Genomic DNA, 21,407 nt, shown 5'->3' on the forward strand with positions numbered 1-21,407 from the left:
CACACGATAGTGCGCTGAGCCACTTGCCCCCATCCGAGGAGTTTTCCATGAGTACATTCGTAGCCAAAGACGGTACACAGATCTATTTCAAAGACTGGGGCAGCGGCAAGCCCGTGTTGTTCAGCCACGGCTGGCCGCTGGATGCCGACATGTGGGAATACCAGATGGAATACCTGAGCAGCCGCGGCTTTCGCACCATCGCGTTTGACCGCCGGGGTTTCGGCCGCTCGGATCAACCGTGGACCGGTAACGATTACGACACCTTCGCCGATGATATTGCCCAGTTGATCAACCACCTGGACCTCAAGGAGGTGACCCTGGTGGGCTTCTCCATGGGCGGCGGCGATGTGGCCCGCTACATCGCACGCCACGGTACCGCCCGCGTAGCCGGCCTGGTGCTGCTGGGGGCGGTGACACCGCTGTTCGGCCAGAAACCGGATTACCCGCAGGGTGTGCCGACCGAGGTGTTCGATGGCATCAAAGTCGGTCTGCTCAAGGATCGTGCGCAGTTCATCGCCGACTTCAATGCGCCGTTCTTCGGCCTCAACAAGGGCCAGAAAGTCTCGGACGGCGTCCTCACCCAGACCCTGCAGATCGCCCTGCAAGCTTCGCTCAAGTCCACCGTGGATTGCGTCACCGCCTTCTCGCAGACCGACTTCCGCCCGGACATGGCCAAGATCGACGTACCAACCCTGGTGATCCACGGCGACGGTGACCAGATCGTACCGTTCGAGACCACTGGCAAGGTCGCCGCCCAGATGATCAAAGGGGCCGAGCTCAAGGTGTACAAGGACGCACCCCACGGGTTCGCCGTGACGCATGCCCAGGCATTGAATGAAGATCTGCTGGCGTTCCTGAACCGCTGAAACACCATCTCCTTATTTGGTCGGGCTTGCCCAGATGCCAGCCAGTCAAGCGATAGAACGGACGATGAATAACTTGTGGGAGGGGGCTTGCTCCCGATGAGGGTGTGTCAGCCAGCAGTTTATCGACTGACTCACCGCTATCGGGAGCAAGCCCCCTCCCACAGTGACAGCGTTAAGCCTTGACTGACTGGCATTAGGGCTTGCCCGGCCCTTTTTTATTCAGGACCTTTTATTCAGGCCCAATGCCGGCCCAATGCCAAACGGCCCGGCCCACTGATCAACACGCTGGTGAAGATGATCAGCAGCAACCAGCCGAACTGCCCTTCGAACAGCGTCCACTCAGGATGCACCACCAACATCGCAATCAGCAGCACGGCCAGGATCGGCAAGCACGCCAGGCGGGTCAGCACCCCGGCGATGATCAGCAACGGGCACAGCACCTCGGCGAAGATCGCCAACAGCAAGGTGAGATTGGCGCCCAAGTGAAAAGGGTCCTCGATCAATTTCAGCTGCGCGCTGTAGTCCAGCAACTTCGGCAAACCATGGACCCACAGCAGGAACAACGCCCCGCTGACGCGCAAAAACAGCAGCCCGATGTCCTGATGTCTTGATTCGTTCATACGCACCTCGTGTCTAGGGAAACCAAGACGATTGTCTTGCAGCCACCGCCCATTGGCTTGCAGCCATGTGCTCACATGAAAGGGTTCCGATTGAATCAACGGCCGCGTAAGGTAGTCCCACTTCATAGGTCCACGACTACAGGAATCGCACGATGTCCCTGCCTCAAGACATGACGTTGATTGAAATCACCAGCCCTGGCGCCCCCGAGGTGCTCAAGCCACATTCGGCACCGGTGCCCGCCCCGGCCGCCGGCGAAATCCTGATCCGCGTGCATGCCGCCGGGGTCAACCGCCCCGACGCCCTGCAACGCGCCGGCAAGTACCCGATGAAACCTGGCATGAGCCCGATTCCTGGCCTTGAAGTGGCGGGTGAGGTGGTGGCGCTGGGCGACGGCGTGACGACCTACGCCCTGGGCGACAAGGTGTGCGCGCTGACCAATGGCGGCGGCTACGCGCAATATTGCAGCGTGCCTGCCAGCCAGGCGTTGCCGGTCCCCGACGGCATGGACTGGATTCATGCCGCCGCCATCCCGGAAACCTTCTTCACGGTGTGGGCCAACCTGTTCGGCCTGGGCGGTGCGCACAAGGGCCAGCGTGCCTTGATCCACGGCGGCACCAGCGGCATCGGCACCACCGCGTTGATGCTGTGTCGCGAATTCGGCATCCAGGCCTTTGCCACCGCCGGCAGCGCCGACAAATGCGCCGCCATCACCCAGCTGGGAGCCGAGGCGATCAATTATCGCGAGCAGGATTTCGCTCAGGTCATCGCCGAAAAAACCGGCGGCCAAGGGGTGAATGTGGTGCTCGACATCATGGGCGCCTCTTACCTCAACAACAACCTCAAGGCCCTGGCGATGGACGGCCGCCTGGTGATGCTGGGCTTCCTCGGCGGCGGCAAGGCCAATGACGTCGACCTGCTGACCATCCTGGCCAAGCGCGCCAACATCACCGGCTCGCTGCTGCGCCCGCGCACCCGCGAAGAGAAAGCCGCGATTGCCGAGCAGTTGCGCGAACACGTCTGGCCGGCGCTGTCAGCGGGACGTTGCGTGCCGATGATCGACCAGGTGTTCGATTACACCGAGGCCGCCCAAGCCCATGCGCGGATGGAAGGTGGCGACCATATTGGCAAGATCGTGTTGCGGGTCGCCTGACTATTCGGCGTAGGCCGGGTAATCGGTGTACCCCGCCTGCGTCCCGCCATACAAGCCTTCGGCCCGCAGCGGATTCAGCGGCCAGCCGTTGAAGATCCGCTGCGGCAGGTCCGGGTTGGCAATGAACGGACGTCCGAACGCGATCAGGTCCGCCAGGCCTGCTTCGACCAGCCGTGCACCGCGTTCAGCGGTGTAGCGGCCGGCGTAAATGATGCGGCCGCTGAAGGTGCTGCGCACGGCTTCACGGAAGGTGTCGGGCAGGTCCGGCGCGTTGTCCCAATCCGCCTCGGCGATTGATACATAGGCAACCCCCGACGCCTCCAGCACCTTGATCGCTTCGATGTAGGTGTGATGCGGATCGTCTTCCACCAGGCCGATATACACCCGCTCCTGCTGCGTGCCGCTGAACAGCGGCGAGAAACGCACACCGAGGCGCTGCGGCCCGACCACGGCACTCACGGCCTCGACGATTTCCCGCAGGAAACGCAAGCGATTGTGCAGCGAGCCACCGTACTCGTCGTCACGCTGATTGGCATGGGCGGAGATAAACTGATTGACCAGGTAACCATTGGCGGCGTGGATCTCCACACCGTCGAAGCCCGCATCCAGGGCATTGCGGGCGGCCTGGGCGTAATGCCCCACCAGTTCCTCGATTTCCAACACGCTCAACGCGCGTGGTACGGGCGGTTGCACCAGCTCCCCCGTGCCCGGCCCGGTGGCAATAAAGGCTTTCGCTTGTTGGGCAGCGATGGCGGACGGCGCAACCGGAGCGGCGCCATCCGGTTGCAGCGCGTTATGCGAGACGCGGCCGACGTGCCACAACTGCGCAAAGATCACCGCGCCTTCGGCATGGACCGCGTCGGTGACGGTGCGCCAGCCGTCGATCTGCGCCGGGGTGTAGATACCCGGCGTCCAGGCGTAGCCCTGGCCTCGGGGCTCGATCTGCGTACCCTCGCTGATCATGAAACCGGCGGTGGCGCGCTGGCGGTAATACTCGGCCATCAGCGCAGTGGCGATGTCGCCGGGTTGTGCGCTGCGTTGGCGCGTCAAGGGGGGCAGCACGATGCGGTTGTTCAAGGTGTGGTTGCCCAACTTGATCGGGGCATTCAAAACACTGTGGATCATCAGCAAGATTCCAGATTCAGCACGAACGAAAGCCTTGGCGACCCTTGAGGGTCGCCAATTCAATAGAGAGGTTGAGTGAGTTAAGCGGTGAGTTTCAGCAGGGCCTTGGCCGCATCACTGGAGCTGGCCGGGTTCTGCCCGGTGACCAGCAAACCGTCCTGGAGCACAAAAGACTGCCAGTCGGCGCCTTTTTCATAGTGGCCGCCGAGGGCCTTGAAATCATCTTCAACCAGAAACGGCACCACGTCGGTCAGGCCCACGGCCGCCTCTTCCGAATTGGAGAAGCCGGTCACTCGGCGGCCCTTGACCAGCGGCTCGCCGTTCACCGCCTTGGCGTGGCGCAGCGCGCCCGGCGCGTGGCAGACAAAACCGATGGGCTTGCCGGCACGTTCGAACGACTCGATCAGTGCGATGGACGTCGGCGACTCAGCCAGATCCCACAGCGGGCCATGGCCGCCGGGGTAGAATACCGTGTCGAAGTCTGCGGCCTTGACCGTGTCCAGGCGTAGGGTGCTGGCCAGGGCTTGTTGCGCTGCCGGGTCCGCCGCAAAACGGCGCGTCTGCTCGGTTTGCGCATCCGGTTGATCGCTCACTGGGTCCAGCGGCGGCTGGCCACCGGCCGGGGATGCCAGTACCACCTCGGCACCGGCGTCTTTGAATACGTAATAGGGTGCAGCAAACTCTTCAAGCCAGAAGCCGGTTTTCTTGCCGGTATCGCCAAGCTGGTCGTGAGAGGTCAGTACCATCAATACTTTCATCGTTCAGTGCCTCGGGATGTCTGTGGGTTGAAGCTTATGAGCCGGGTGGTTGCCGCACAACGTCATATCCGCAAGGTTTTCGGACATGCCACAGTGGCAGTTGCCGTTTGCCCGCCATCCACCGACAATCCCTCGCCCCTGCCCCTGGAGAAACACGATGCATAGCGTCGCGCTGCTGGTTTACCCGAACTTCCAATCCCTGAGCCTCAGCCTGGCCTCGGTGTTCGAGTGTGCAAACCTGCTCCAGGGCGAGCCGGTCTATGAGTTCCACCTGGTGTCGGAGCATGGCGGTGCCGTGATGACGTCCCAGGGCTTTTCGGTCAATACAACGCCGATGCGGCCGCAGGGCTATGACACGTTGATCGTCAGCGGTTATCTGGAGTTCCAATTACCCGAGGCCAACTTGCCGGCCCTGGTCAAGACCGCCTCCGCGCAGTCGCGACGGATCGCTTCGCTGTGCATGGGCATCTTCGTGCTGGCCGAAGCCGGGCTGCTCGACGACAAGCGCGCCGCCACTCACTGGATTCACGCCCCGGCCTTCCGTAAGCGCTACCCCCACATCCACCTGGAAGAAGACAAGCTGTTTGTCGTCGATGGTCAAGTGTGGACCGGCGCCGGCATGAGTGCCGGTGTGGACCTGGCGCTGGCCATGGTCGAAAACGACTTGGGCAGCGACCTGGTCCGGCGTATCGCACGCAAATTGGTGATCGCCCAGCGCCGTGGCAGCGAGCAGTCGCAATTGTCGGCACTGCTGGAACTGGACCCCAAGTCCGACCGCGTGCAACTGGCCCTGGCCTATGCCCGCGAGAACCTGACCCATGACTTGTCCGTGGAGGCCCTGGCCGACGTGGCGCGGCTCAGCCCACGCCAGTTCAGCCGGGTGTTTCGTGAAGAAACCGGGCAAACCCCGGCCAAGGCCATCGAGTCCCTGCGGGTGGAGGCGGCCCGGGCCTTGATGGAAACCAGCCGTCACCCGGTCGAAGTGGTGGCCCGCGAAACCGGCTTCGGGGATCGCGAGCGCATGCGCCAGGCGTTCCTGCGCGCGTTCGGGCAACCGCCGCAGGCGATGCAGCAGCTGCTGTTCGCGACACACGCGGGCAGCACCCGCGCCTGATCGCCGGGCATCTCGACGCTCAACCCTGCTGTCAGTGCAGCGCTGCCCGTGTGATCAGGTAACTCACCAACTGCGGTTCATCGTCCAGCTCGAGGGTTTGCACCGGGCGCGGCAGGTTATCCAGCACATTGCGCCAGAACGCCTGCGCCACTTCGTCCTGGTCATAGAAACGCAACAGCCAATTGGCCTCGCCGCTGCACAGCACCTGGGTGGCGATGGCGCGGCCGATGCCTTTGCGGCGATAGCGCTTGAGGATGAACAGGTCGGCCAGTTCCAGGGCATCGATGCCCGGCAACTCGCTGCCTTCGATCAGCAGGAAGCCGGCGATATAGCCATCGACCAGCAACAGGTTGGCGCTCCACTGCGGGTCTTGCCAGTAACGGGCCAGATGTTCGTCGTGGATGTAGAAACGGCCGTCCGCTTCGACATCTTCCTGCTCCCAGTCCGAGGACTCGTAGGCGTAGTACTGGTAGAGATTGCGGATCAGCTCGGCTTCGTCGGGGCCGGTCTGGATCAGTTCGACGGTGGTTTCAGGCATGGGGCTCTCAGTGAAAAAACGCAGGGCGCCATTGTTCACAAAACCCGCAGGCAGGCCAATACATTGTCCAACCTTTCTGTTGGCTGAACCGATTGCGTATTTATCCTGCGCCGGCCAAAATCCTGAAACATTTAGAATAAACTTTGCCAATTACCCTAATGCCTGTCAGTTAAGCGATAGAGCAGACGATGGATAACCTGTGGGAGGGGGCTTGCTCCCGATGGCCTGCGTAGCAGGCCCATTTTTGAGGCCGCTGCGCGGCCTATCGGGAGCAAGTCGAATCGTCGCACCGCCCCTCCCACAATGACCGCGTTAAGCCTTAACTGACTGGCATTAGCCAATTACGCCGCCCTTTTTATTCAAGGACACCTATTTTGACGAACGTTTGTACCGCTGGCCTTGACGTAGGTTTTGCCTCCCTGGACTACCTGCAGATCTTCATCCTGGGCGTGATCCAGGGCATTACCGAACTCTTGCCGGTGTCGTCCACCGCCCACATGCGTGTGGTGCCTGCACTGCTCGGCTGGCAAGACCCCGGCTCGGCGTTTTCCGCTGCGATGCAGTTGGCGGCCCTGGCAGCGGTGGTCAGTTACTTCTGGCGCGATGTACGCCAGGTCACCACCGGCAGCATCAGCGCGGTGCGCCGCGGTGACTACAACGACCGCTGGTTCAAGTTGGCCGTGGCGATTGTGCTGGCAACCATTCCGATCGGCATCGCCGGCCTGGCGCTGTCTTCCACCCTGAACGCCTGCAACTCGCCGTTGCGTGGCTTGATGGTGATCGGCATTTCCTGCGTGGTCATGGCCGTGTTGCTGGCGGTGGCCGAGGTGCGGGCTCGCCATACCCGGGAAGTGAGCGAAATGCGCCTGCGTGACGCCTTGATCGTGGGTATCGCGCAGATCGGCGCATTGATCCCAGGCGTATCGCGTTCGGGCTCGACCCTGACCGCCGCGCTGTTTCTCAACTTCAAGCGTGAAGAAGCCGCACGCTTTTCCTTCCTGCTGGGCCTGCCGGCCATTGCGCTGGCCGGTTTGAAGGAACTGTGGGTGCTGCTGCACGCCGAGATGCCGGCCCATGCCTGGTCGCACTTGCTCTTCGGGCTGGTGGTTGCCAGCGTGTCGGCGTTCTTTGCGATCTGGGGCCTGATGAAGTTCCTGGAGCGGTTCTCCACCTGGCCGTTCGTGATCTACCGCGCGCTGTTGGGGGTTTTCCTGATTGTGGCGGTCAGCACGGGGTTGTTGGGCTAAGACCGGGTTCGCGGTCGGCCAGCTCCTCGAGCAGGTCGGCCGACGGCACAAAAAACAGGCTCCCGGTGACGGCCGTGCTGAAGTCCAGCAAGCGGTCATAGTTGCCGACCGGACGGCCGACGAACATGTTTTCCAGCATCTGCTCCAGCGGCTGCGGCGAACGCGCATAGCCGATGAAGTAGGTGCCGAACTCCCCGGCGCCGGGGCGTCCGAAAGGCATGTTGTCGCGCAGGATTTTCACTTCTTCGCCGTTTTCGTCGGTGATCACCGTCAGCGCGCTGTGGGAGTTGGTCGGCTTGGTCTCGTCATCCAGCTCAATGTCCGCCAACTTGGTGCGCCCGATCACCTTTTCCTGGGCTTCCACCGTCAGGCCGTTCCAGGCCGTCATGTTGTGCAGGTATTTCTGCACCAGCACGTAGCTGCCACCGCTGAAACCCGGGTCTTCGTCGCCGACGAGGGCGAACGCCTCGGCTTTACGCCCCACCGGGTTCTCGGTGCCGTCGACAAACCCGATGATGCTGCGCATATCGAAGTAACGGAAACCCTGGACCTCATCCACGACTTTCACGCTGTCGCCCAAGGCCGCCATCAACTGGGTGGCCAGCTCGAAGCACAGGTCCATCTGATCGGCGCGGATGTGCAGGAGAATATCCCCTGGCGTGGCCACCGCCTTGCGCCCTTCTACACCGAACTCGCGAAACGGATGCAATGCCGCCGGGCGCGGCGCGCCGAACAGTCGGTCCCACGCCTGGGAGCCAAACCCGCACACACAGGTAAGGTTGCCCGACGGTACGCGCTTGCCCACCGAACGCACCAGGCCGGCGATATCGGCGCACCAGGCGCGCACGCTGTCGACGTTACCGGGTGCGAGGGTGGCGACCATGAAAATCGCGCTGCTGGTGATCGGGTGGCAAACAGACTGCGGCTCCAGGGGCGGCCGTACCGGGCAGGTTTTCATGATGAGGTTCCACAGGCTAAAGGAGGTTTGAATTCGCGCAGATTAGCAGTTCATATCCGACAGATCAGTCAAGATCACTCGCCGCATGCCGTTCAAGCACACCCTCATCGGCCGAAGTCCGATTCACCCGCCGCCCGCGCTGCACCGCCGGCCGTGCCTCGATCGCCTCGGCCCAGCGCAGCACATGCTTGTACTCATGCACCGACAAAAACTGCGCCGCGCCATATAGACGCCCTTTCACCAACCCGCCATACCAGGGCCAGATCGCAATATCGGCAATGGTGTACTCATCCCCGGCAATGTATTGGCTCACCGCCAAACGCTGGTCCAATACATCGAGCTGGCGCTTGGTCTCCATGGCAAACCGGTTAATGGGGTATTCCATCTTGCTCGGCGCATACGCATAAAAATGTCCAAAACCACCGCCCAGATAGGGTGCGCTGCCCATCTGCCAGAACAACCACGACAAACACTCGGCATGCGCGGCCGGCTCGGTCGGCAAGAACGCGCCAAACTTCTGCGCCAGGTACTGCAGGATCGCCCCCGACTCAAACACCCGAATCGGCGTATCGCCGCTGTGGTCCATCAAGGCCGGGATCTTGGAGTTCGGGTTGACCGCCACAAAGCCGCTGCCGAACTGATCGCCGTCGCCGATCTTGATCAGCCAGGCGTCGTATTCCGCGCCCTTGTGCCCCAGGGCCAACAGCTCTTCGAGCAGGATGGTGACCTTCTGCCCGTTCGGCGTGGCCAGGGAATATAGCTGCAACGGGTGCTTGCCGACCGGCAGTGCTTTCTCGTGAGTCGCGCCGGCAATCGGTCGGTTGATACTGGCGAAGGTGCCACCACTTTCGCTGTCCCAGGTCCATACTTCAGGCGGTACGTAATCGGTCATGCTGAGTGCTCCAGAGGCGCTTTCGATCAACGAAGCGCTCCAGACTAAACCAAAGGTTGATGGTTGGTCACGCAGTGGATGCCACCCCCGCCCGCCGCGATCGCGTCGATATTGAGCTGCACCACTGTGCGCTTCGGATACAGACGCGACAACAGCTCCAAGGCCCTGCGATCCGCTACCGGGTCGCCAAATTCAGGCGCAATCACCGCGCCATTGATCACGAAATAATTGATGTAGCCGGCGGCGAAGTCGGCGTTGCGTCGGCTGAATTTGCTTCTGCGCGGGTTCAGCGGCGGCGACACGGTGTGTACCTGCAACGGACGGCCATCGGCGTCGGTGGCGCTGTTGAGAATTGCCAGGTGCGCCAGGGTGACCTTGTGATCGTAGGACTCAGGGTCGGTGTCGAGGTTGGCGAGCACCACGCCGGGCGACACGAAGCGTGCATAGAAGTCGACGTGAGCGTCGGTGATGTCTTTGCCCTTGATGCCCGGCAGCCAGATGATCTTGCGCAGACCCAGGCGCTCCTTGAGTTCGGCTTCGACGTCGGCCTTGCTCCAATCGGGGTTACGGTTACGGTTGATCCAGCTGCTCTCGGTCATGATTGCGGTGCCCAGGCCATCCACCTCGATCCCGCCGCCCTCACCCACCAGCTCGCTGCGGATATGGCGGGCAGCGGTGACTTCGGCAACCTGCCCGGCCAGCATGGCGTCTTCGGCATGCTGTTGCTTGTTGCCCCAGCCGTTGAAGTTGAAGTCCACCGCGCCCTGGCCACCCGCACCGTCGACGACGAAATTGGCACCGGTGTCGCGCATCCAGATATCGTCCAACTCGGTTTCTACAAAGGTGATGTTGCGCGTACCACAGTGCTGCTCGGCCAGCCCGCGCTCGTCTTCACGGCAAAACACCGTGACCGGCTCGTACACGGCAATCGCCCGGGCAATACGGCCCAACGCCGCTTGCACGTCGGCGGTGAAGTCTTCCCAGATCGCATCCTGGGCGCCAAAGGCGATAAACGCCTGGCGATGCGTTTCACCCTCGTCGGGCATATAGAACTGGCCCTTTACGGCGGCGCTTACATAAGGGGTGAGCAACGTCATGGCGCAGACCACACTGGCGTGTTTGAGGAAGGTTCGACGGGTTGGCATATCAGTCTCTGAGTACGGCATTGAATTAACGGGGCCTTGTAGTGAGCGGGCTTGCCCCGCGCTGGGGGGCGAAGCCGCCCTAAACCCAGGCACCTCGGTCTTCCTGAAACACCTCGGCGTCCTTGATATGGGGGCGGCTTCGCCACCCAGCGCGGGGCAAGCCCGCTCACTACAAGGGGGTTGTTTTGAATTTAGTCCATATGCGCATGCGGGCGCGCATGTCGGCCTGGGGGATGTCCTTGCCGGCAATCAGCCGTTCAAAGGTGGGCGCATCCGGGTAGAGGTCGGGGTTGTCGCGCATACGCGCCTCCACCGCCGGCCGCGCCTTGGCGTTGGCCGTGGGGTAGCCGGTGAAGTTGCTGATGGCGGCCATGTTCTCGGGGCGCATCACGAAATTGATGAACGCGTAGGCATATTCCGGGTGCTTCGCGTCGACGGGAATGGCCATCGTGTCCATCCACACCGTGGTGCCCTCGCGGGGGATGTGATAACCGAAAGTCACCGGTTTGCCGGCGGCATCGGCGGCACGCTGGGCCTGGGTCATGTCGCCGCTGTAGCCGAGGGACAGGCACAGGTCGCCGTTGACCAGGTCGGTCACCGGCTGCGACTGGAACTTGCGGATGTACGGCCGCAGTTTCAGCAGCAGCGCGCTGGCGGCGGCCAGGTCCTCGCGCTTGGCGCTGCGCGGGTCGCGGCCGAGGTAGTTGAGCACCACGGCCAGCACTTCGTCCGGCGAGTCGATCAGCGAAATGCCGCAGTCGGCGAATTTGGCCGCCAGCTCCGGCTTGAACAGCAGGTCAAGACTGTTGACCGGCGCATTCGCCAAGCGCTGTTCGATCTTCTGCGCGTTATAGGTCAGGCCGATAGTGCCCCAGGTATAGGGCACAGTGGCTTTGTTCGAGGTGACGTAGCGGCTGCGCAGCTGTTGCAGGCCCGGCTCGATATCGTTCAGCGCAGTGAGCCTGGCGGGGTCCAGCGGCTGCAGGCTGCCGGCGCGCATCAGGCGCTCGGCCACCGTGTCGCCCGGGAAGATCAGGTCGTAGCCGCTGCCGCCGGCCATCAACTTGGCTTCCAGGGTCTCGCTGCCGTCCATGACGTCGTAGATCACCTGGATACCGGTTTCAGCGGTGAATCGGGACAAGGTGTCGGCCGCGAAGTAATCGGCCCAGTTGTACAGCTTCAGGGTTTTGTCGTCCGCCGAGGCGCAGGCGGCGCTGAGCATCAGTGTACCTATCAGCAGTCGTTTCATGATGGGCGACCGTCCAGCGTCAGCAGTGCGCCGTACATGTCCGGACGGCGATCACGGAAGATGCCCCATGTCAGGCGCTCTTCGCGCATCGCCGCAAGGTCCAGGCTGTGGACCCAGACACCTGTCGAGTCGCGGTCAGCCTCGGCCAACAATGCGCCTTTATGGTCACAGATAAACGAGGAACCGTAGAAGTCCATTTGCAGCGCGCTATCGGTGGTTGCGACTTCGCGGCCGACACGGTTGGCCGCCACCACCGGCAGCAGGTTCGCCGCCGCGTGGCCGCGCATGGTCATCTGCCAATGGTCGCGGGAGTCGAGCGTCGCGCAGCCGGGTTCCGAGCCAATGGCAGTGGGAAACAGCAGCACTTCGGCGCCCTGCAAAGCCAGGCAGCGTGCAGTTTCAGGGAACCACTGATCCCAGCAGATGCCGATGCCCAGGCGCCCGAATGCGCTGTCCCAGACGCGAAAGCCTGTGTCGCCGGGGCTGAAGTACTCCTTCTCCTGATAGCCGATGGCGTTCGGGATATGGGTCTTGCGGTACACCCCCAGCAGTTGCCCATCAGCGTCGGCCACACTCAGGGAGTTGAAGAAGGCATTGCCGGCTTTTTCAAACCAGCTCAGCGGCAGCACCACCCCCAACTCCCTGGCCAAGGCGGCGAAGCGTTTGAGCACCTGGCTGTGCGCGTACTCCTCGGCCAGCGCCAAGTGCCGGGGGTGCTGCTCGATGCAGAAGTAAGGCGTGGCGAACAGTTCCTGCAACAAAATCACCTGGGCGCCCCGGGCTGCGGCAGCGCGCACCCACTGCTCGGCGCGATCAAGGTTACCGGGCAAATCCCAGGTGCACGGCATTTGCGTCGTCGCGATCGTCAGCAGGCTCATCGCATGGCTCCTGCAGGCTGTTGCTGGGTGATGCAATGCACGCCGCCGCCGCCATGGGCCAGCTGGTTGATCTGCACCGGGACGACTTCCCTACCAGGGAACGCCTGGGCCAGCACCTCGGCGGCAGCCTGGTCGGCGGCAATGCCATAGGCCGGCATGATGATCGCGCCATTGGCGATATAGAAGTTGGTGTAGGAGGCACAGAACACCTCGGCCTCGCTATCGACGGCCTCGCTCGCTTCGTACAACTCAAGCATTTCAAAGCGGCGCCCGTTGGCGTCCGAGGCCAACGCCAGGGCGCGACGATTTTCGCGCACCACCTCGGCGTAGACCGAACCTTGGTCGTGGGTCGCATCCACCAACAGCACACCGGGGCGCGCGAAGGCACACACGCCGTCGACGTGGCCATCGGTCATGTCGCCGGTGACGTAATCCGGGTCACCAGGCAGCCAGACGGTTTTGCGGATGCCCAACAGGCGCGCAAAGATGTCCTCGATATCGGCCTTGGTCATGCCGGGGTTGCGGTTGGGGTTGAGCAGCACCGACTCGGTGGTGATCAAGGTGCCCTCGCCGTCGACATGGATTGCCCCGCCCTCATTGCTCAAAGGCGTGCCGAAGCACTCCAGGCCCAGGTGATTGAGCACCCGTCGCGCCAGGCTTTCGTCCAAGTCATGCGCCGACTTGCCGCCCCAGGCATTGAAGCGCCAACTCACCCCGGCCAAGCCCTGTTGCGGGTGGCAGATGAAGGTCGGGCCGGAGTCGCGACACCAACTGTCGTTGACCGCCTGCGCAATCAGCTCGACCCCTGGCCCGCACAGCGCTCGCGCACGGGCCAGGGCCGACGGGTCCACGATCATCTTCACCGGTTCGAACCGCGCGATGGCATTGGCCACCCTGGCGAAGTCCTCCTGCACCCCGGGCAAGGTGACGCCCCAGGTGGTTTCCCAGAGCGATTGGTTATGGGGCCAGACCATCCAGGTCGCCGCATGTCGGGTCCACTCCGCGGGCATCCACCACCCCCTGCTTGAATGTTCATTGCGCTGCATGACAAATACCTTTGAGTTAAGTCATTGTGTTCAGTGAAAACTGCCCACGGAGTGCTGGCATGCATGCTACGTTGGCGCTATTGACCAAACAAACGATGGATTTTGTAGAAAACTGATTAGAGGAACTTATCAGCATGCTCAATCACTGGCCGCCCCTCGGCACCCTGCGCGGCTTTGAAGCCGCCGCCCGGCTGGGCAGCTTTCACAAGGCCGCCGAGGAACTGCACCTGACCCAATCGGCGATCAGCCAACAGATCCGCAGCCTGGAGGCGTACCTGGAACAGCCGCTGTTCTTTCGCAGCGGTCGCAGCGTGAGCCTGACCGACGCCGGCCACGACTTCCTCAGCACCACCCAGGCGTTGTTGCAGCAACTGGCGGTGGGCGTGCGTCGGCTCGGGCAGTACCGCAAACCGAATCAACTGGTGCTCAACACCACGCCGACCTTTGCCCGGCATTGGCTGCTACCGCGACTTGCGGATTTCCGCCTTCAGCACCCGCAGGTCGACCTGTGGATCTTCAGCACCGACGAAGTCCCCGACATGGCCACCCAGACCATCGACCTGGCGGTGCGCGACGACATCAGTTCCCAGGCCGAATGCAGCTTCAAGGTCCTGCATGCCGACCGACTGTTTCCGGCGTGCCACCCCAAGGTATTGCAACTGCCCATCGACCAGCGCACCACCTTGCATGGCGAACGGGAAATGGACTGGAGCCATTGGGCGGTGGAAGCCGGGATCGACGTGGGGCAGCAAGCTCAGGGGCTGAATTTTTCCGACCCTGGCCTGTTGCTGGACGCGGTGTGCACCGGATTGGGCATTGGCTTGGTCAGCCAGTTGCTCAGTCGCAAGGCGCGGGCGGACGGTTTGCTGTCGCCCCTGGTGGAAGCCACGATCCGCGGCCCCAGTTGGGCGCTGCTGACTCATCGTGACAGCGAGCACGACCCCATGGCGCGTCATTTCACCGCGTGGTTGCTGACCCATCTGCAGGTAGACCCGACATGAACGAGCGGCTTGAAGACATCCTCGCCGAACACCTGAGCGTGGTGTTCTGCGGTATCAACCCCGGCAAGGGCTCCGCCGCCATCGGCCAGCACTTTGCCAATCGCAGCAACCGCTTCTGGCGCACGCTGCACCTGGCGGGTTTTACGCCCCATGAGATTCGCCCCGAGGACGGCCACACGTTGTTGCAATACCACTGCGGCCTGACCACGCTGGTGGAGCGGCCCACCGCCAGCGCGGGGGAATTGGCCCGGCATGAATTCCTGCAGGCGGCGACAGCGTTCGAACAGAAAATCCGCCGCTGTCGGCCGCGCTACCTGGCGTTTCTCGGCAAGGCAGGTTATAGCGCACTGTCAGGCCAGCGCACGCTCGCCTGGGGGTTGCAGCCACAACCCTTCGCCGAGGCCTCGGTGTGGGTACTGCCCAACCCCAGTGGGCGCAACCTGGCATTCAGCCTGGAACAATTGGTGCAGGCCTACCAGCCGCTGCGTGAAGCGATTGCGCGCGCCGAGCCGATGCCCTTACTCTCTTGAGCCCGATACCCGCAAGCAATGGAGGCTTCATGAAACTGATCGGCATGCTGGACTCGCCCTACGTACGCCGCGTGGCCATATCCCTGGACCTGTACGGGGTGGACTTCACCCATGAAGCACTCTCGGTGTTCAGCACTTACACCGAATTCGCCCAGATTAACCCGGTGGTCAAGGCGCCCACCCTGGTGCTGGACGATGGCACGGTACTCATGGATTCGAGCCTGATCCTGGACTATCTGGAAACCCTGGCCCCGGCTGACAAAAAGCTGCTGCCTCCATCGCCCGCCGCACGTGCCCGCGATCTGCAACTGCTCGGGCTGGCCCTGGCCGCCTGTGAGAAAAGCGTGCAGATCGTGTATGAGCACAACCTGCGCCCCGCCGAGAAGCAACACGCCCCCTGGCTCGACCGGGTCAGCGGGCAATTGCTGGCCGCCTTTGGCTTGCTCGACAAACACTTGGGCCAGGCCGCCGGTAACGCGATCTCCCAGGCATCGCTGACGGCGGCAGTGGCCTGGTCTTTCAGCCAATTCACCGTACCCTCGGTGGTGAAAGCCGACGCATTTGCCAACCTGCAACGCCACGCCGAGCAGTTGGAACAGCATCCAGCCTTCAAACGCTACCCGATCGAGTAAATTCACAGCGTCGTCGCACCACACGGTGCGGCGACCAGCTCGCCCTCCAGATAAACGCGATCCTTGCCATTACGCTTGGCGCTGTACAAATTCCTGTCGGCGCTCTTGAGCACCACCGACAGCTCCGCCCCCGCTGAAAACCGCGCCATGCCCGCACTGCAGGTGTAGTTGTGCGGCGCGGCGACACTACGCCGGATCGCTTGCAACAGGTCCAGGGCAAAGTCGCAGGCCAGCGCCGAGTCATCGCCCAGCCACAGCACGCCGAACTCCTCGCCGCCGATCCGGCCGAAACTGTGGCTGCCCTGGGCATTTCTCAGGCAGGTGGCCATGGCACACAGGATCTTGTCGCCGACATCGTGGCCGTAAAGGTCATTCTTGGACTTGAAACTGTCGATATCCAGCATCAGGAAGTAGCCGCTTTGCCCCTCGGCGATCAGGTTGTCGAAGCATTGCATGAACGCGCGGCGGTTGAGGATGGAGGTCAGATAGTCGGTCTCCGCCATCACGCGGAACTCACTTTCCACCAGCAGTACCGAACGCAAGGTCTTCAAATAGGAAAAGCTCAAGACAAAGCCGATCGACACCGACGACAGGCAAAACATCCACAGGTAGGTCTGCGTTTGAGCGTAGTTATCGGTCTGCATCAACGGCCACAGGATCAGCCACACCAATGCCGTGCAGACCAGATAGTCGCGAACACTGATAAACAGGATGGCGCTGCTGATGACCAGTGTGACCGCCAGCGGCAGCACAAAAATACGCAACGCTTCCTGAGCCTCGATGACATAGGCAAAACCTGCCGACAGCACCACCACGTAGACAATGCCCAGCGCCCGCCACAGGTGAAAGTTCTCGACCACATTATGAAGCCGGCACACCACCAGCAGGCAGATACTGATCAACAAGGTGATACCGTCGAACTCAATGCCCGGATGAATCAGCAACTGGCCCACCCAGGCCACAATCCCTATCCCTTCGGCCCAGGTGACCGCCGGCGAGAGCAACCGGCGCATTCTGGGTCTCAACTTCAAGTGAGCAGGCATCTTTTAGGCTCCCATCTCAACGGCATGCACGCTCACCGCAAATGAAAACGCCATAAACCGCCGGACCAGGCTGGCAAATCGCGGCAGCACTTCCAATCGGGTCTTGGAGTGGACTTTGAAGTAGCCCTTTTCGACCCCCTCCTGAACCACTCGGATGACGTGGGTTTTCGATACTGAAAGTTGTTTGGCCAAGGCCAGGTAGGAAGACGAACGAAAGCGCGCCCGTTGATTGTCCGGCGCAAACGCATCGTTGTAGATGGCGAGCATCAACATATGCCCGGCATCTCGCTTGACCAGCCAGTAACACTCGGGCAGCAACACATCGACGGTCAGGTCGGCGGCCAGGATGACACCAAAGCCTTTGAAATAGGTCGCCAGGAACTGCTGGTCATCCAGCGCATGCATGCGCTGCAAGGTGGCGCGATCCGGGCACATCCGGGTCAATGAGTGGGTAATCGACGCCAGCATCAGACGCACTTCGCGACAGGCTTCCTCCGACGGTGAATACACCCGGAAACGGCTGTCTTCCGGGTGTGGCGCGACTTCCATGAAACCCAAGGCACGTAGTAACGAAAAGATCGACTCCAGGCTGTTTCGCGAGCAGTACCCGCGCGCCACACAAAAGGTTTTGACCTCGGACAGTAACGGTGTCGGCTTGCGGAAGTATTCACTCAACAACGCAAACGACACCATCAAACGGCTGTATTTGAGTGCGCTCTTGTAGAAAAACGGCCGTCTTGAATAGGGGCCCAACTGCACCGTGTAGTGGGCCCGGATGGAACGTTCAAAATCCACATGGCGTTCGAGCTCCTGCGCCGTGTGACATATAGCCAACTTCAACGAACTGACGTGCATGAATGAGCCCTGACCAACCAACTGTCTTCCACTGATCTCGGCCACAGAAGTTTCCGTGACCCGGTCCCACAACAAATCACGTCGCAAAACTTCAGGTAATGGCGCTTTGCCTGATGGCGCAATGTACAGCGATTGGCCGACCACACATCATCAATACCAAAGTTGTTCCAAGGCGCTGATTGCGCACAATCCAGAGAACTCTTGTGACACTTCCCCCGTATTTACGCCTTGCACTTATTGAATAACTCCATTCACGCATTGGTCAGCGAACCTTTCCCAGACTGCGCACGTCCGAATCAGAGCACTGTTACCAACCGTTCCCTGCGAGGTCTTGATTTGAAAGCCGCGATCCTCAAGAAATACCGTCTGATCATCAAAACCATGGGTTATGTGGGCTGGTCGCTGTTCTGGCTGCTGTTGTGGGATATCGCCGTCACGGTGGATTTCATGCTGTTTCTCAATGCCAAGATCAACCTGCCGCTGATGCCCCTGACTCTGCTGGGTTCGGCCCTGGTGGTATTGATCAGCTTTCGTAACAGCAGCGCCTATAACCGTTGGTGGGAAGCGCGCACGCTGTGGGGGGCGATGGTCAACAACTCGCGCAGCTACGCCCGCCAGGTGTTGACCTTGCTCGATGATGTCCAGGGCGAGGTGAACCCGATCAAATCAACCCTGTTGCGTCGCCACGTCGCCTACGTGAACTGCCTGGCGGCGCATCTCAGGGGCCGCCCCTGCCCTGATGAGGTGCGCGCGTTTATTCCCGCGGACGAGTTCGCGCGCAACGGCGCCACCAATAATTTTGCCAATGACCTGCTCACCGGTTCGGCGACCTTGCTGGCCCGGGAATACCAGGCCGGGCGCCTGGACAGCATTCGCCTGGCGCGATTGGAGTCGACGCTGGTGGATTTATCCAACAGCCAGGGCGGCATGGAGCGGATTGCAAATACGCCGCTGCCCTACCCCTACGTGTATTTTCCCCGGTTGTTCATTTCGCTGTTTTGCCTGATCGTGCCGGTGGGCCTGGTGGAATCCCTGGGCTGGTTCACACCCTTGGCCTCAACGGTGGTGGGCTTCATGCTGCTGGCGATCGAACGCATCGGCACCGACCTGCAAAGCCCGTTTCGCTCCAGCGAACACCAGATACAGATGGAAAACATCTGCGAGACCATCGAGAAGAACCTGCAGTCCATGCAGCGGGATGCCCTGGCTTGACGCCGGGCATCATCGCCGAGCCGGTAACAGACTATTACCGAGCATAATGTACTAACTGGTTACTTATATTGCTAAAATCGCGCCTTCGCCTCTCACCTTCGAGCATTTATCGATATGAAACGAGCATCGCGCGCCACCGGCGCCTCTAGATTTCTCCTGCTGGGCCTGGGCGTCATCATCGCCCTGCTCGGCGTGGCGCTGGCCGTGGGCGGCGCCAAACTGGTGAGCCTTGGCGGCTCCTGGTACTTCCTGATCGGCGGCCTGGCGATGGCGGTGTCCGGGCTGTTGATTGCCCAGCGCAAACCGGCGGGCGCCTGGTTGTTCGCGACGTTCCTGGTAGGGACCGCCGTGTGGGCGATTGCGGATGTGGGCCTGGTGTTCTGGCCGATGTTCTCGCGACTGTTCATGTTCGCGGTGATCGGCGTGGTCGTGGCGCTGGTGTACCCGCTGCTGGTCAACCGGCCGGCACGGGGCGCCTATGCGATTGCCGCCGTGTTGGCGGTGGGCGTGGCGGTCGCGGCAGGCAATATGTTTGTCGCCCACCCAAGCGTCGCGTCGACCGGTCAAGGCCCTGGCATCACGCCGGTCGCTGCGGCCGACGCGCAAAAAGACTGGGCTCACTACGGCAATACCGAAGGCGGCAGCCGCTTTGCCGCACTGGACCAGATCAACCGCGACACCGTCAATAAGCTCAAGGTGGCCTGGACCTACCACACCGGCGACGTGGCGATCAGCGACGGCAACGGTGCCGAAGACCAACTGACACCGTTGCAGATCGGCAATAAGGTGTTTATCTGCACCCCCCACAACAACCTGATTGCGCTGGATGCCGACACCGGCAAAGAGCTGTGGAAGAACGAGATCAACGCCAAGTCGGCGGTGTGGCAGCGCTGCCGTGGCATGGCGTATTTCGACGCCACCGCGCCGATTGCCCAACCGACGCAGCCCAACAGCTCGCCGATTCTCGCCGCCAGCGTACCGGCCGGTGCGCAATGCCAGCGTCGCCTGCTGACCAACACCATTGATGCGCGCCTGATCGCCGTGGATGCCGACACCGGTAAATTCTGCGAAGACTTCGGCACCCATGGCCAGGTGGACTTGAAAGCCGGCCTGGGCGATGTACCGGACAGCTACTACCAATTGTCCTCGGCGCCCTTGATGGCCGGCACCACCGTGGTGGTCGGCGGACGCGTGGCGGATAACGTGCAGACCGACATGCCCGGCGGCGTGATCCGGGGTTTCGACGTAATCAGCGGCAAAATGCGCTGGGCCTTCGACCCGGGCAACCCCGCCGACAAACAAGCCCCCGCAGCCGGCAGCACGTATGTGCGCAGTACGCCGAACAGTTGGGCACCGATGTCCTATGACCCGTTGATGAACACCGTGTTCTTGCCGATGGGCAGTTCCTCCACCGATATCTATGGCGTGGAACGCACCCAGCTCAACCACAAGTACGGCGCCTCGGTGTTGGCGCTGGATGCTTCCACCGGCAGCGAAAAATGGGTCTACCAGACCGTCCACAACGACCTGTGGGACTTCGACCTGCCGATGCAGCCGAGCCTGATCGACTTCACCCCGCCGGGTAGCGACAAAGCCGTACCCGCCGTGGTGATCGGCACCAAGGCCGGGCAGATCTATGTGCTCGACCGTGCCACCGGCAAGCCGCTGACCGACGTCAAGGAAGTGCCCGTCAAGGCGGCGAACATCCCCAACGAGCCTTACTCGCTGACCCAGCCCAAATCGGTAGGCATGCCGCAGATCGGCGCGCAAACCCTGACCGAGGCGGACATGTGGGGTGCCACGCCGTACGACCAGTTGCTGTGCCGCATCGACTTCAAGGGCATGCGCTACGACGGCCTGTACACCGCGCCGGGCACCGATAAATCGCTGAGCTTCCCAGGTTCCCTGGGCGGCATGAACTGGGGCAGTATTTCCACCGACCCGGTGCACGGCTTTATCTTCGTCAACGACATGCGCCTGGGCCTGTGGATCCAGATGATCCCCTCGCAGAACAAGGCCCAGGCCTCGTCCGGCGGTGAAGCACTCAACACCGGCATGGGCGCCGTACCGCTCAAGGGCACACCGTATGCGGTGAACAAAAACCGCTTCCTGTCGGTGGCCGGTATTCCGTGCCAGGCGCCGCCGTTCGGCACCCTGACCGCGACCGACATGAAAACCCAGAAAGTCGCCTGGCAAGTGCCGGTCGGCACCGTGGAAGACACCGGCCCGCTGGGTATCCGCATGCACCTGCCGATCAAGATCGGCCTGCCGACCCTTGGCGGTACGCTGTCGACCCAGGGTGGCCTGATCTTTATCGCCGGCACCCAGGACTTCTACCTGCGCGCCTTCAACAGCGGCAACGGTGAAGAAATCTGGAAAGCCCGCCTGCCCGTCGGCAGCCAGGGCGGCCCGATGACCTACGTCTCGCCGAAAACCGGCAAGCAGTACGTGGTCATCACCGCAGGTGGCGCACGCCAGTCCACCGACCGTGGCGACTACGTGATCGCCTACGCCCTGCCATAAAAACCCTGTGTTTGCGCGGTGCTT

The 21,407-nt window shown here is 62.0% G+C and carries 21 protein-coding genes; 9 read left to right on the plus strand and 12 right to left on the minus strand.

The annotated features are described in order from the left end of the window. Positions 1-47: 47 nt before the first annotated feature. A complete protein-coding gene (locus DK870_RS26025) occupies positions 48-866 on the plus strand; it encodes an alpha/beta fold hydrolase (RefSeq protein ID WP_161550115.1) in 819 nt (272 codons plus the stop codon). A 233-nt stretch (positions 867-1,099) separates the two neighbouring features. On the opposite strand, the gene DK870_RS26030 is transcribed toward DK870_RS26025, so the two are convergent. Continuing rightward, on the minus strand, positions 1,100-1,486 hold the full coding sequence (locus DK870_RS26030; protein WP_104993335.1) for a DoxX family protein: 387 nt from the start codon (positions 1,484-1,486) through the stop codon (positions 1,100-1,102). 152 nt (positions 1,487-1,638) lie between these two features. Between DK870_RS26030 and DK870_RS26035 the strand changes: the two genes are divergently transcribed. Next, positions 1,639-2,637: an NAD(P)H-quinone oxidoreductase gene (locus DK870_RS26035; protein WP_161550116.1), complete on the plus strand. Its 999-nt coding sequence runs from the start codon at positions 1,639-1,641 to the stop codon at positions 2,635-2,637. Here DK870_RS26035 and DK870_RS26040 read toward each other — a convergent pair whose 3' ends face one another. Then, positions 2,638-3,762, minus strand: coding sequence for an alkene reductase (locus DK870_RS26040; protein ID WP_161550117.1), 1,125 nt, complete (start codon positions 3,760-3,762; stop codon positions 2,638-2,640). It abuts the gene before it with no gap. Positions 3,763-3,842: 80 nt separating this feature from the next. Beyond that, on the minus strand, positions 3,843-4,520 hold the full coding sequence (locus tag DK870_RS26045; RefSeq protein WP_161550118.1) for a type 1 glutamine amidotransferase domain-containing protein: 678 nt from the start codon (positions 4,518-4,520) through the stop codon (positions 3,843-3,845). Between the two features lie 157 nt (positions 4,521-4,677). Here DK870_RS26045 and DK870_RS26050 point away from each other — a divergent pair, with 157 nt between their 5' ends. After that, positions 4,678-5,634 (plus strand): GlxA family transcriptional regulator, encoded by a 957-nt coding sequence (locus DK870_RS26050; RefSeq protein WP_161550119.1) that lies wholly within the window; start codon positions 4,678-4,680, stop codon positions 5,632-5,634. A gap of 31 nt (positions 5,635-5,665) precedes the next feature. Here the strand turns inward: DK870_RS26050 and DK870_RS26055 are convergent, their stop codons facing one another. After that, positions 5,666-6,172, minus strand: a complete 507-nt coding sequence (locus tag DK870_RS26055; RefSeq protein WP_060755402.1) for a GNAT family N-acetyltransferase — start codon at positions 6,170-6,172, stop codon at positions 5,666-5,668. Positions 6,173-6,546: 374 nt separating this feature from the next. Here DK870_RS26055 and DK870_RS26060 point away from each other — a divergent pair, with 374 nt between their 5' ends. Continuing rightward, a complete protein-coding gene (locus DK870_RS26060; protein ID WP_090371838.1) occupies positions 6,547-7,419 on the plus strand; it encodes an undecaprenyl-diphosphate phosphatase in 873 nt (290 codons plus the stop codon). On the opposite strand, the gene DK870_RS26065 is transcribed toward DK870_RS26060, so the two are convergent. The 6 genes from DK870_RS26065 to DK870_RS26090 all read right to left on the minus strand — a co-directional run bounded on the left by DK870_RS26065 (position 7,397) and on the right by DK870_RS26090 (position 13,587). Further along, positions 7,397-8,377, minus strand: a complete 981-nt coding sequence (locus tag DK870_RS26065) for a Dyp-type peroxidase (RefSeq protein WP_060755404.1) — start codon at positions 8,375-8,377, stop codon at positions 7,397-7,399. The genes DK870_RS26060 and DK870_RS26065 overlap by 23 nt on opposite strands. A 64-nt stretch (positions 8,378-8,441) precedes the next feature. Then, positions 8,442-9,269, minus strand: a complete 828-nt coding sequence (gene yghU / locus DK870_RS26070) for a glutathione-dependent disulfide-bond oxidoreductase (protein ID WP_060755405.1) — start codon at positions 9,267-9,269, stop codon at positions 8,442-8,444. Positions 9,270-9,313: 44 nt separating this feature from the next. Beyond that, positions 9,314-10,414 carry an agmatine/peptidylarginine deiminase gene (locus DK870_RS26075; protein ID WP_161550120.1) on the minus strand — a complete coding sequence of 367 codons (1,101 nt, stop codon included), beginning with the start codon at positions 10,412-10,414 and terminating at the stop codon, positions 9,314-9,316. 169 nt (positions 10,415-10,583) lie between these two features. Continuing rightward, a complete protein-coding gene (locus DK870_RS26080; RefSeq protein WP_060755407.1) occupies positions 10,584-11,663 on the minus strand; it encodes an extracellular solute-binding protein in 1,080 nt (359 codons plus the stop codon). Further along, a complete protein-coding gene (gene aguB, locus DK870_RS26085; RefSeq protein WP_161550121.1) occupies positions 11,660-12,541 on the minus strand; it encodes an N-carbamoylputrescine amidase in 882 nt (293 codons plus the stop codon). Before aguB ends, DK870_RS26080 begins: the two co-directional genes overlap by 4 nt. Next, the gene (locus DK870_RS26090) at positions 12,538-13,587 is read right to left on the minus strand and encodes an agmatine/peptidylarginine deiminase (protein ID WP_161550122.1); all 1,050 of its coding nucleotides are present in this window, start codon (positions 13,585-13,587) and stop codon (positions 12,538-12,540) included. Before DK870_RS26090 ends, aguB begins: the two co-directional genes overlap by 4 nt. A 134-nt stretch (positions 13,588-13,721) precedes the next feature. Between DK870_RS26090 and DK870_RS26095 the strand changes: the two genes are divergently transcribed. The 3 genes from DK870_RS26095 to DK870_RS26105 are packed head-to-tail and all read left to right on the plus strand — an operon-like array spanning position 13,722 to position 15,750. Further along, entirely contained in the window at positions 13,722-14,588 is an 867-nt protein-coding gene (locus DK870_RS26095) for a LysR substrate-binding domain-containing protein (RefSeq protein ID WP_060755410.1), read from the plus strand. After that, entirely contained in the window at positions 14,585-15,118 is a 534-nt protein-coding gene (gene mug / locus DK870_RS26100) for a G/U mismatch-specific DNA glycosylase (RefSeq protein WP_161550123.1), read from the plus strand. Before DK870_RS26095 ends, mug begins: the two co-directional genes overlap by 4 nt. Positions 15,119-15,147: 29 nt before the next feature. Next, positions 15,148-15,750: a glutathione S-transferase family protein gene (locus tag DK870_RS26105; RefSeq protein ID WP_090371855.1), complete on the plus strand. Its 603-nt coding sequence runs from the start codon at positions 15,148-15,150 to the stop codon at positions 15,748-15,750. A gap of 2 nt (positions 15,751-15,752) precedes the next feature. Here DK870_RS26105 and DK870_RS26110 read toward each other — a convergent pair whose 3' ends face one another. After that, complete coding sequence (locus tag DK870_RS26110) at positions 15,753-16,793, minus strand: GGDEF domain-containing protein (RefSeq protein WP_161550124.1); 1,041 nt, start codon at positions 16,791-16,793, stop codon at positions 15,753-15,755. A gap of 3 nt (positions 16,794-16,796) precedes the next feature. Then, positions 16,797-17,588, minus strand: a complete 792-nt coding sequence (locus DK870_RS26115) for a hypothetical protein (protein WP_372241720.1) — start codon at positions 17,586-17,588, stop codon at positions 16,797-16,799. A gap of 396 nt (positions 17,589-17,984) precedes the next feature. Between DK870_RS26115 and DK870_RS26120 the strand changes: the two genes are divergently transcribed. Further along, positions 17,985-18,860 (plus strand): bestrophin family protein, encoded by an 876-nt coding sequence (locus DK870_RS26120; RefSeq protein ID WP_090371861.1) that lies wholly within the window; start codon positions 17,985-17,987, stop codon positions 18,858-18,860. A 114-nt stretch (positions 18,861-18,974) separates the two neighbouring features. Beyond that, a complete protein-coding gene (locus DK870_RS26125; RefSeq protein WP_161550125.1) occupies positions 18,975-21,383 on the plus strand; it encodes a glucose/quinate/shikimate family membrane-bound PQQ-dependent dehydrogenase in 2,409 nt (802 codons plus the stop codon). The last annotated feature ends 24 nt before the right edge of the window (positions 21,384-21,407 follow it).

The sequence above is a fragment of the Pseudomonas sp. Q1 genome (assembly GCF_009935975.1).
GTDB lineage: Bacteria > Pseudomonadota > Gammaproteobacteria > Pseudomonadales > Pseudomonadaceae > Aquipseudomonas > Aquipseudomonas palleroniana.

Bases quoted from the DNA above. Each gene is read 5' to 3' on its own strand.
- DK870_RS26025 (WP_161550115.1), top strand. From the start codon at position 48: ATGAGTACATTCGTAGCCAAAGACGGTACACAGATCTATTTCAAAGAC.
- DK870_RS26030 (WP_104993335.1), bottom strand. From the start codon at position 1,486: ATGAACGAATCAAGACATCAGGACATCGGGCTGCTGTTTTTGCGCGTC.
- DK870_RS26035 (WP_161550116.1), top strand. From the start codon at position 1,639: ATGTCCCTGCCTCAAGACATGACGTTGATTGAAATCACCAGCCCTGGC.
- DK870_RS26040 (WP_161550117.1), bottom strand. From the start codon at position 3,762: ATGATCCACAGTGTTTTGAATGCCCCGATCAAGTTGGGCAACCACACC.
- DK870_RS26045 (WP_161550118.1), bottom strand. From the start codon at position 4,520: ATGAAAGTATTGATGGTACTGACCTCTCACGACCAGCTTGGCGATACC.
- DK870_RS26050 (WP_161550119.1), top strand. From the start codon at position 4,678: ATGCATAGCGTCGCGCTGCTGGTTTACCCGAACTTCCAATCCCTGAGC.
- DK870_RS26055 (WP_060755402.1), bottom strand. From the start codon at position 6,172: ATGCCTGAAACCACCGTCGAACTGATCCAGACCGGCCCCGACGAAGCC.
- DK870_RS26065 (WP_060755404.1), bottom strand. From the start codon at position 8,377: ATGAAAACCTGCCCGGTACGGCCGCCCCTGGAGCCGCAGTCTGTTTGC.
- yghU (WP_060755405.1), bottom strand. From the start codon at position 9,269: ATGACCGATTACGTACCGCCTGAAGTATGGACCTGGGACAGCGAAAGT.
- DK870_RS26075 (WP_161550120.1), bottom strand. From the start codon at position 10,414: ATGCCAACCCGTCGAACCTTCCTCAAACACGCCAGTGTGGTCTGCGCC.
- DK870_RS26080 (WP_060755407.1), bottom strand. From the start codon at position 11,663: ATGAAACGACTGCTGATAGGTACACTGATGCTCAGCGCCGCCTGCGCC.
- aguB (WP_161550121.1), bottom strand. From the start codon at position 12,541: ATGAGCCTGCTGACGATCGCGACGACGCAAATGCCGTGCACCTGGGAT.
- DK870_RS26090 (WP_161550122.1), bottom strand. From the start codon at position 13,587: ATGCAGCGCAATGAACATTCAAGCAGGGGGTGGTGGATGCCCGCGGAG.
- DK870_RS26095 (WP_060755410.1), top strand. From the start codon at position 13,722: ATGCTCAATCACTGGCCGCCCCTCGGCACCCTGCGCGGCTTTGAAGCC.
- mug (WP_161550123.1), top strand. From the start codon at position 14,585: ATGAACGAGCGGCTTGAAGACATCCTCGCCGAACACCTGAGCGTGGTG.
- DK870_RS26105 (WP_090371855.1), top strand. From the start codon at position 15,148: ATGAAACTGATCGGCATGCTGGACTCGCCCTACGTACGCCGCGTGGCC.
- DK870_RS26110 (WP_161550124.1), bottom strand. From the start codon at position 16,793: ATGCCTGCTCACTTGAAGTTGAGACCCAGAATGCGCCGGTTGCTCTCG.
- DK870_RS26125 (WP_161550125.1), top strand. From the start codon at position 18,975: ATGAAACGAGCATCGCGCGCCACCGGCGCCTCTAGATTTCTCCTGCTG.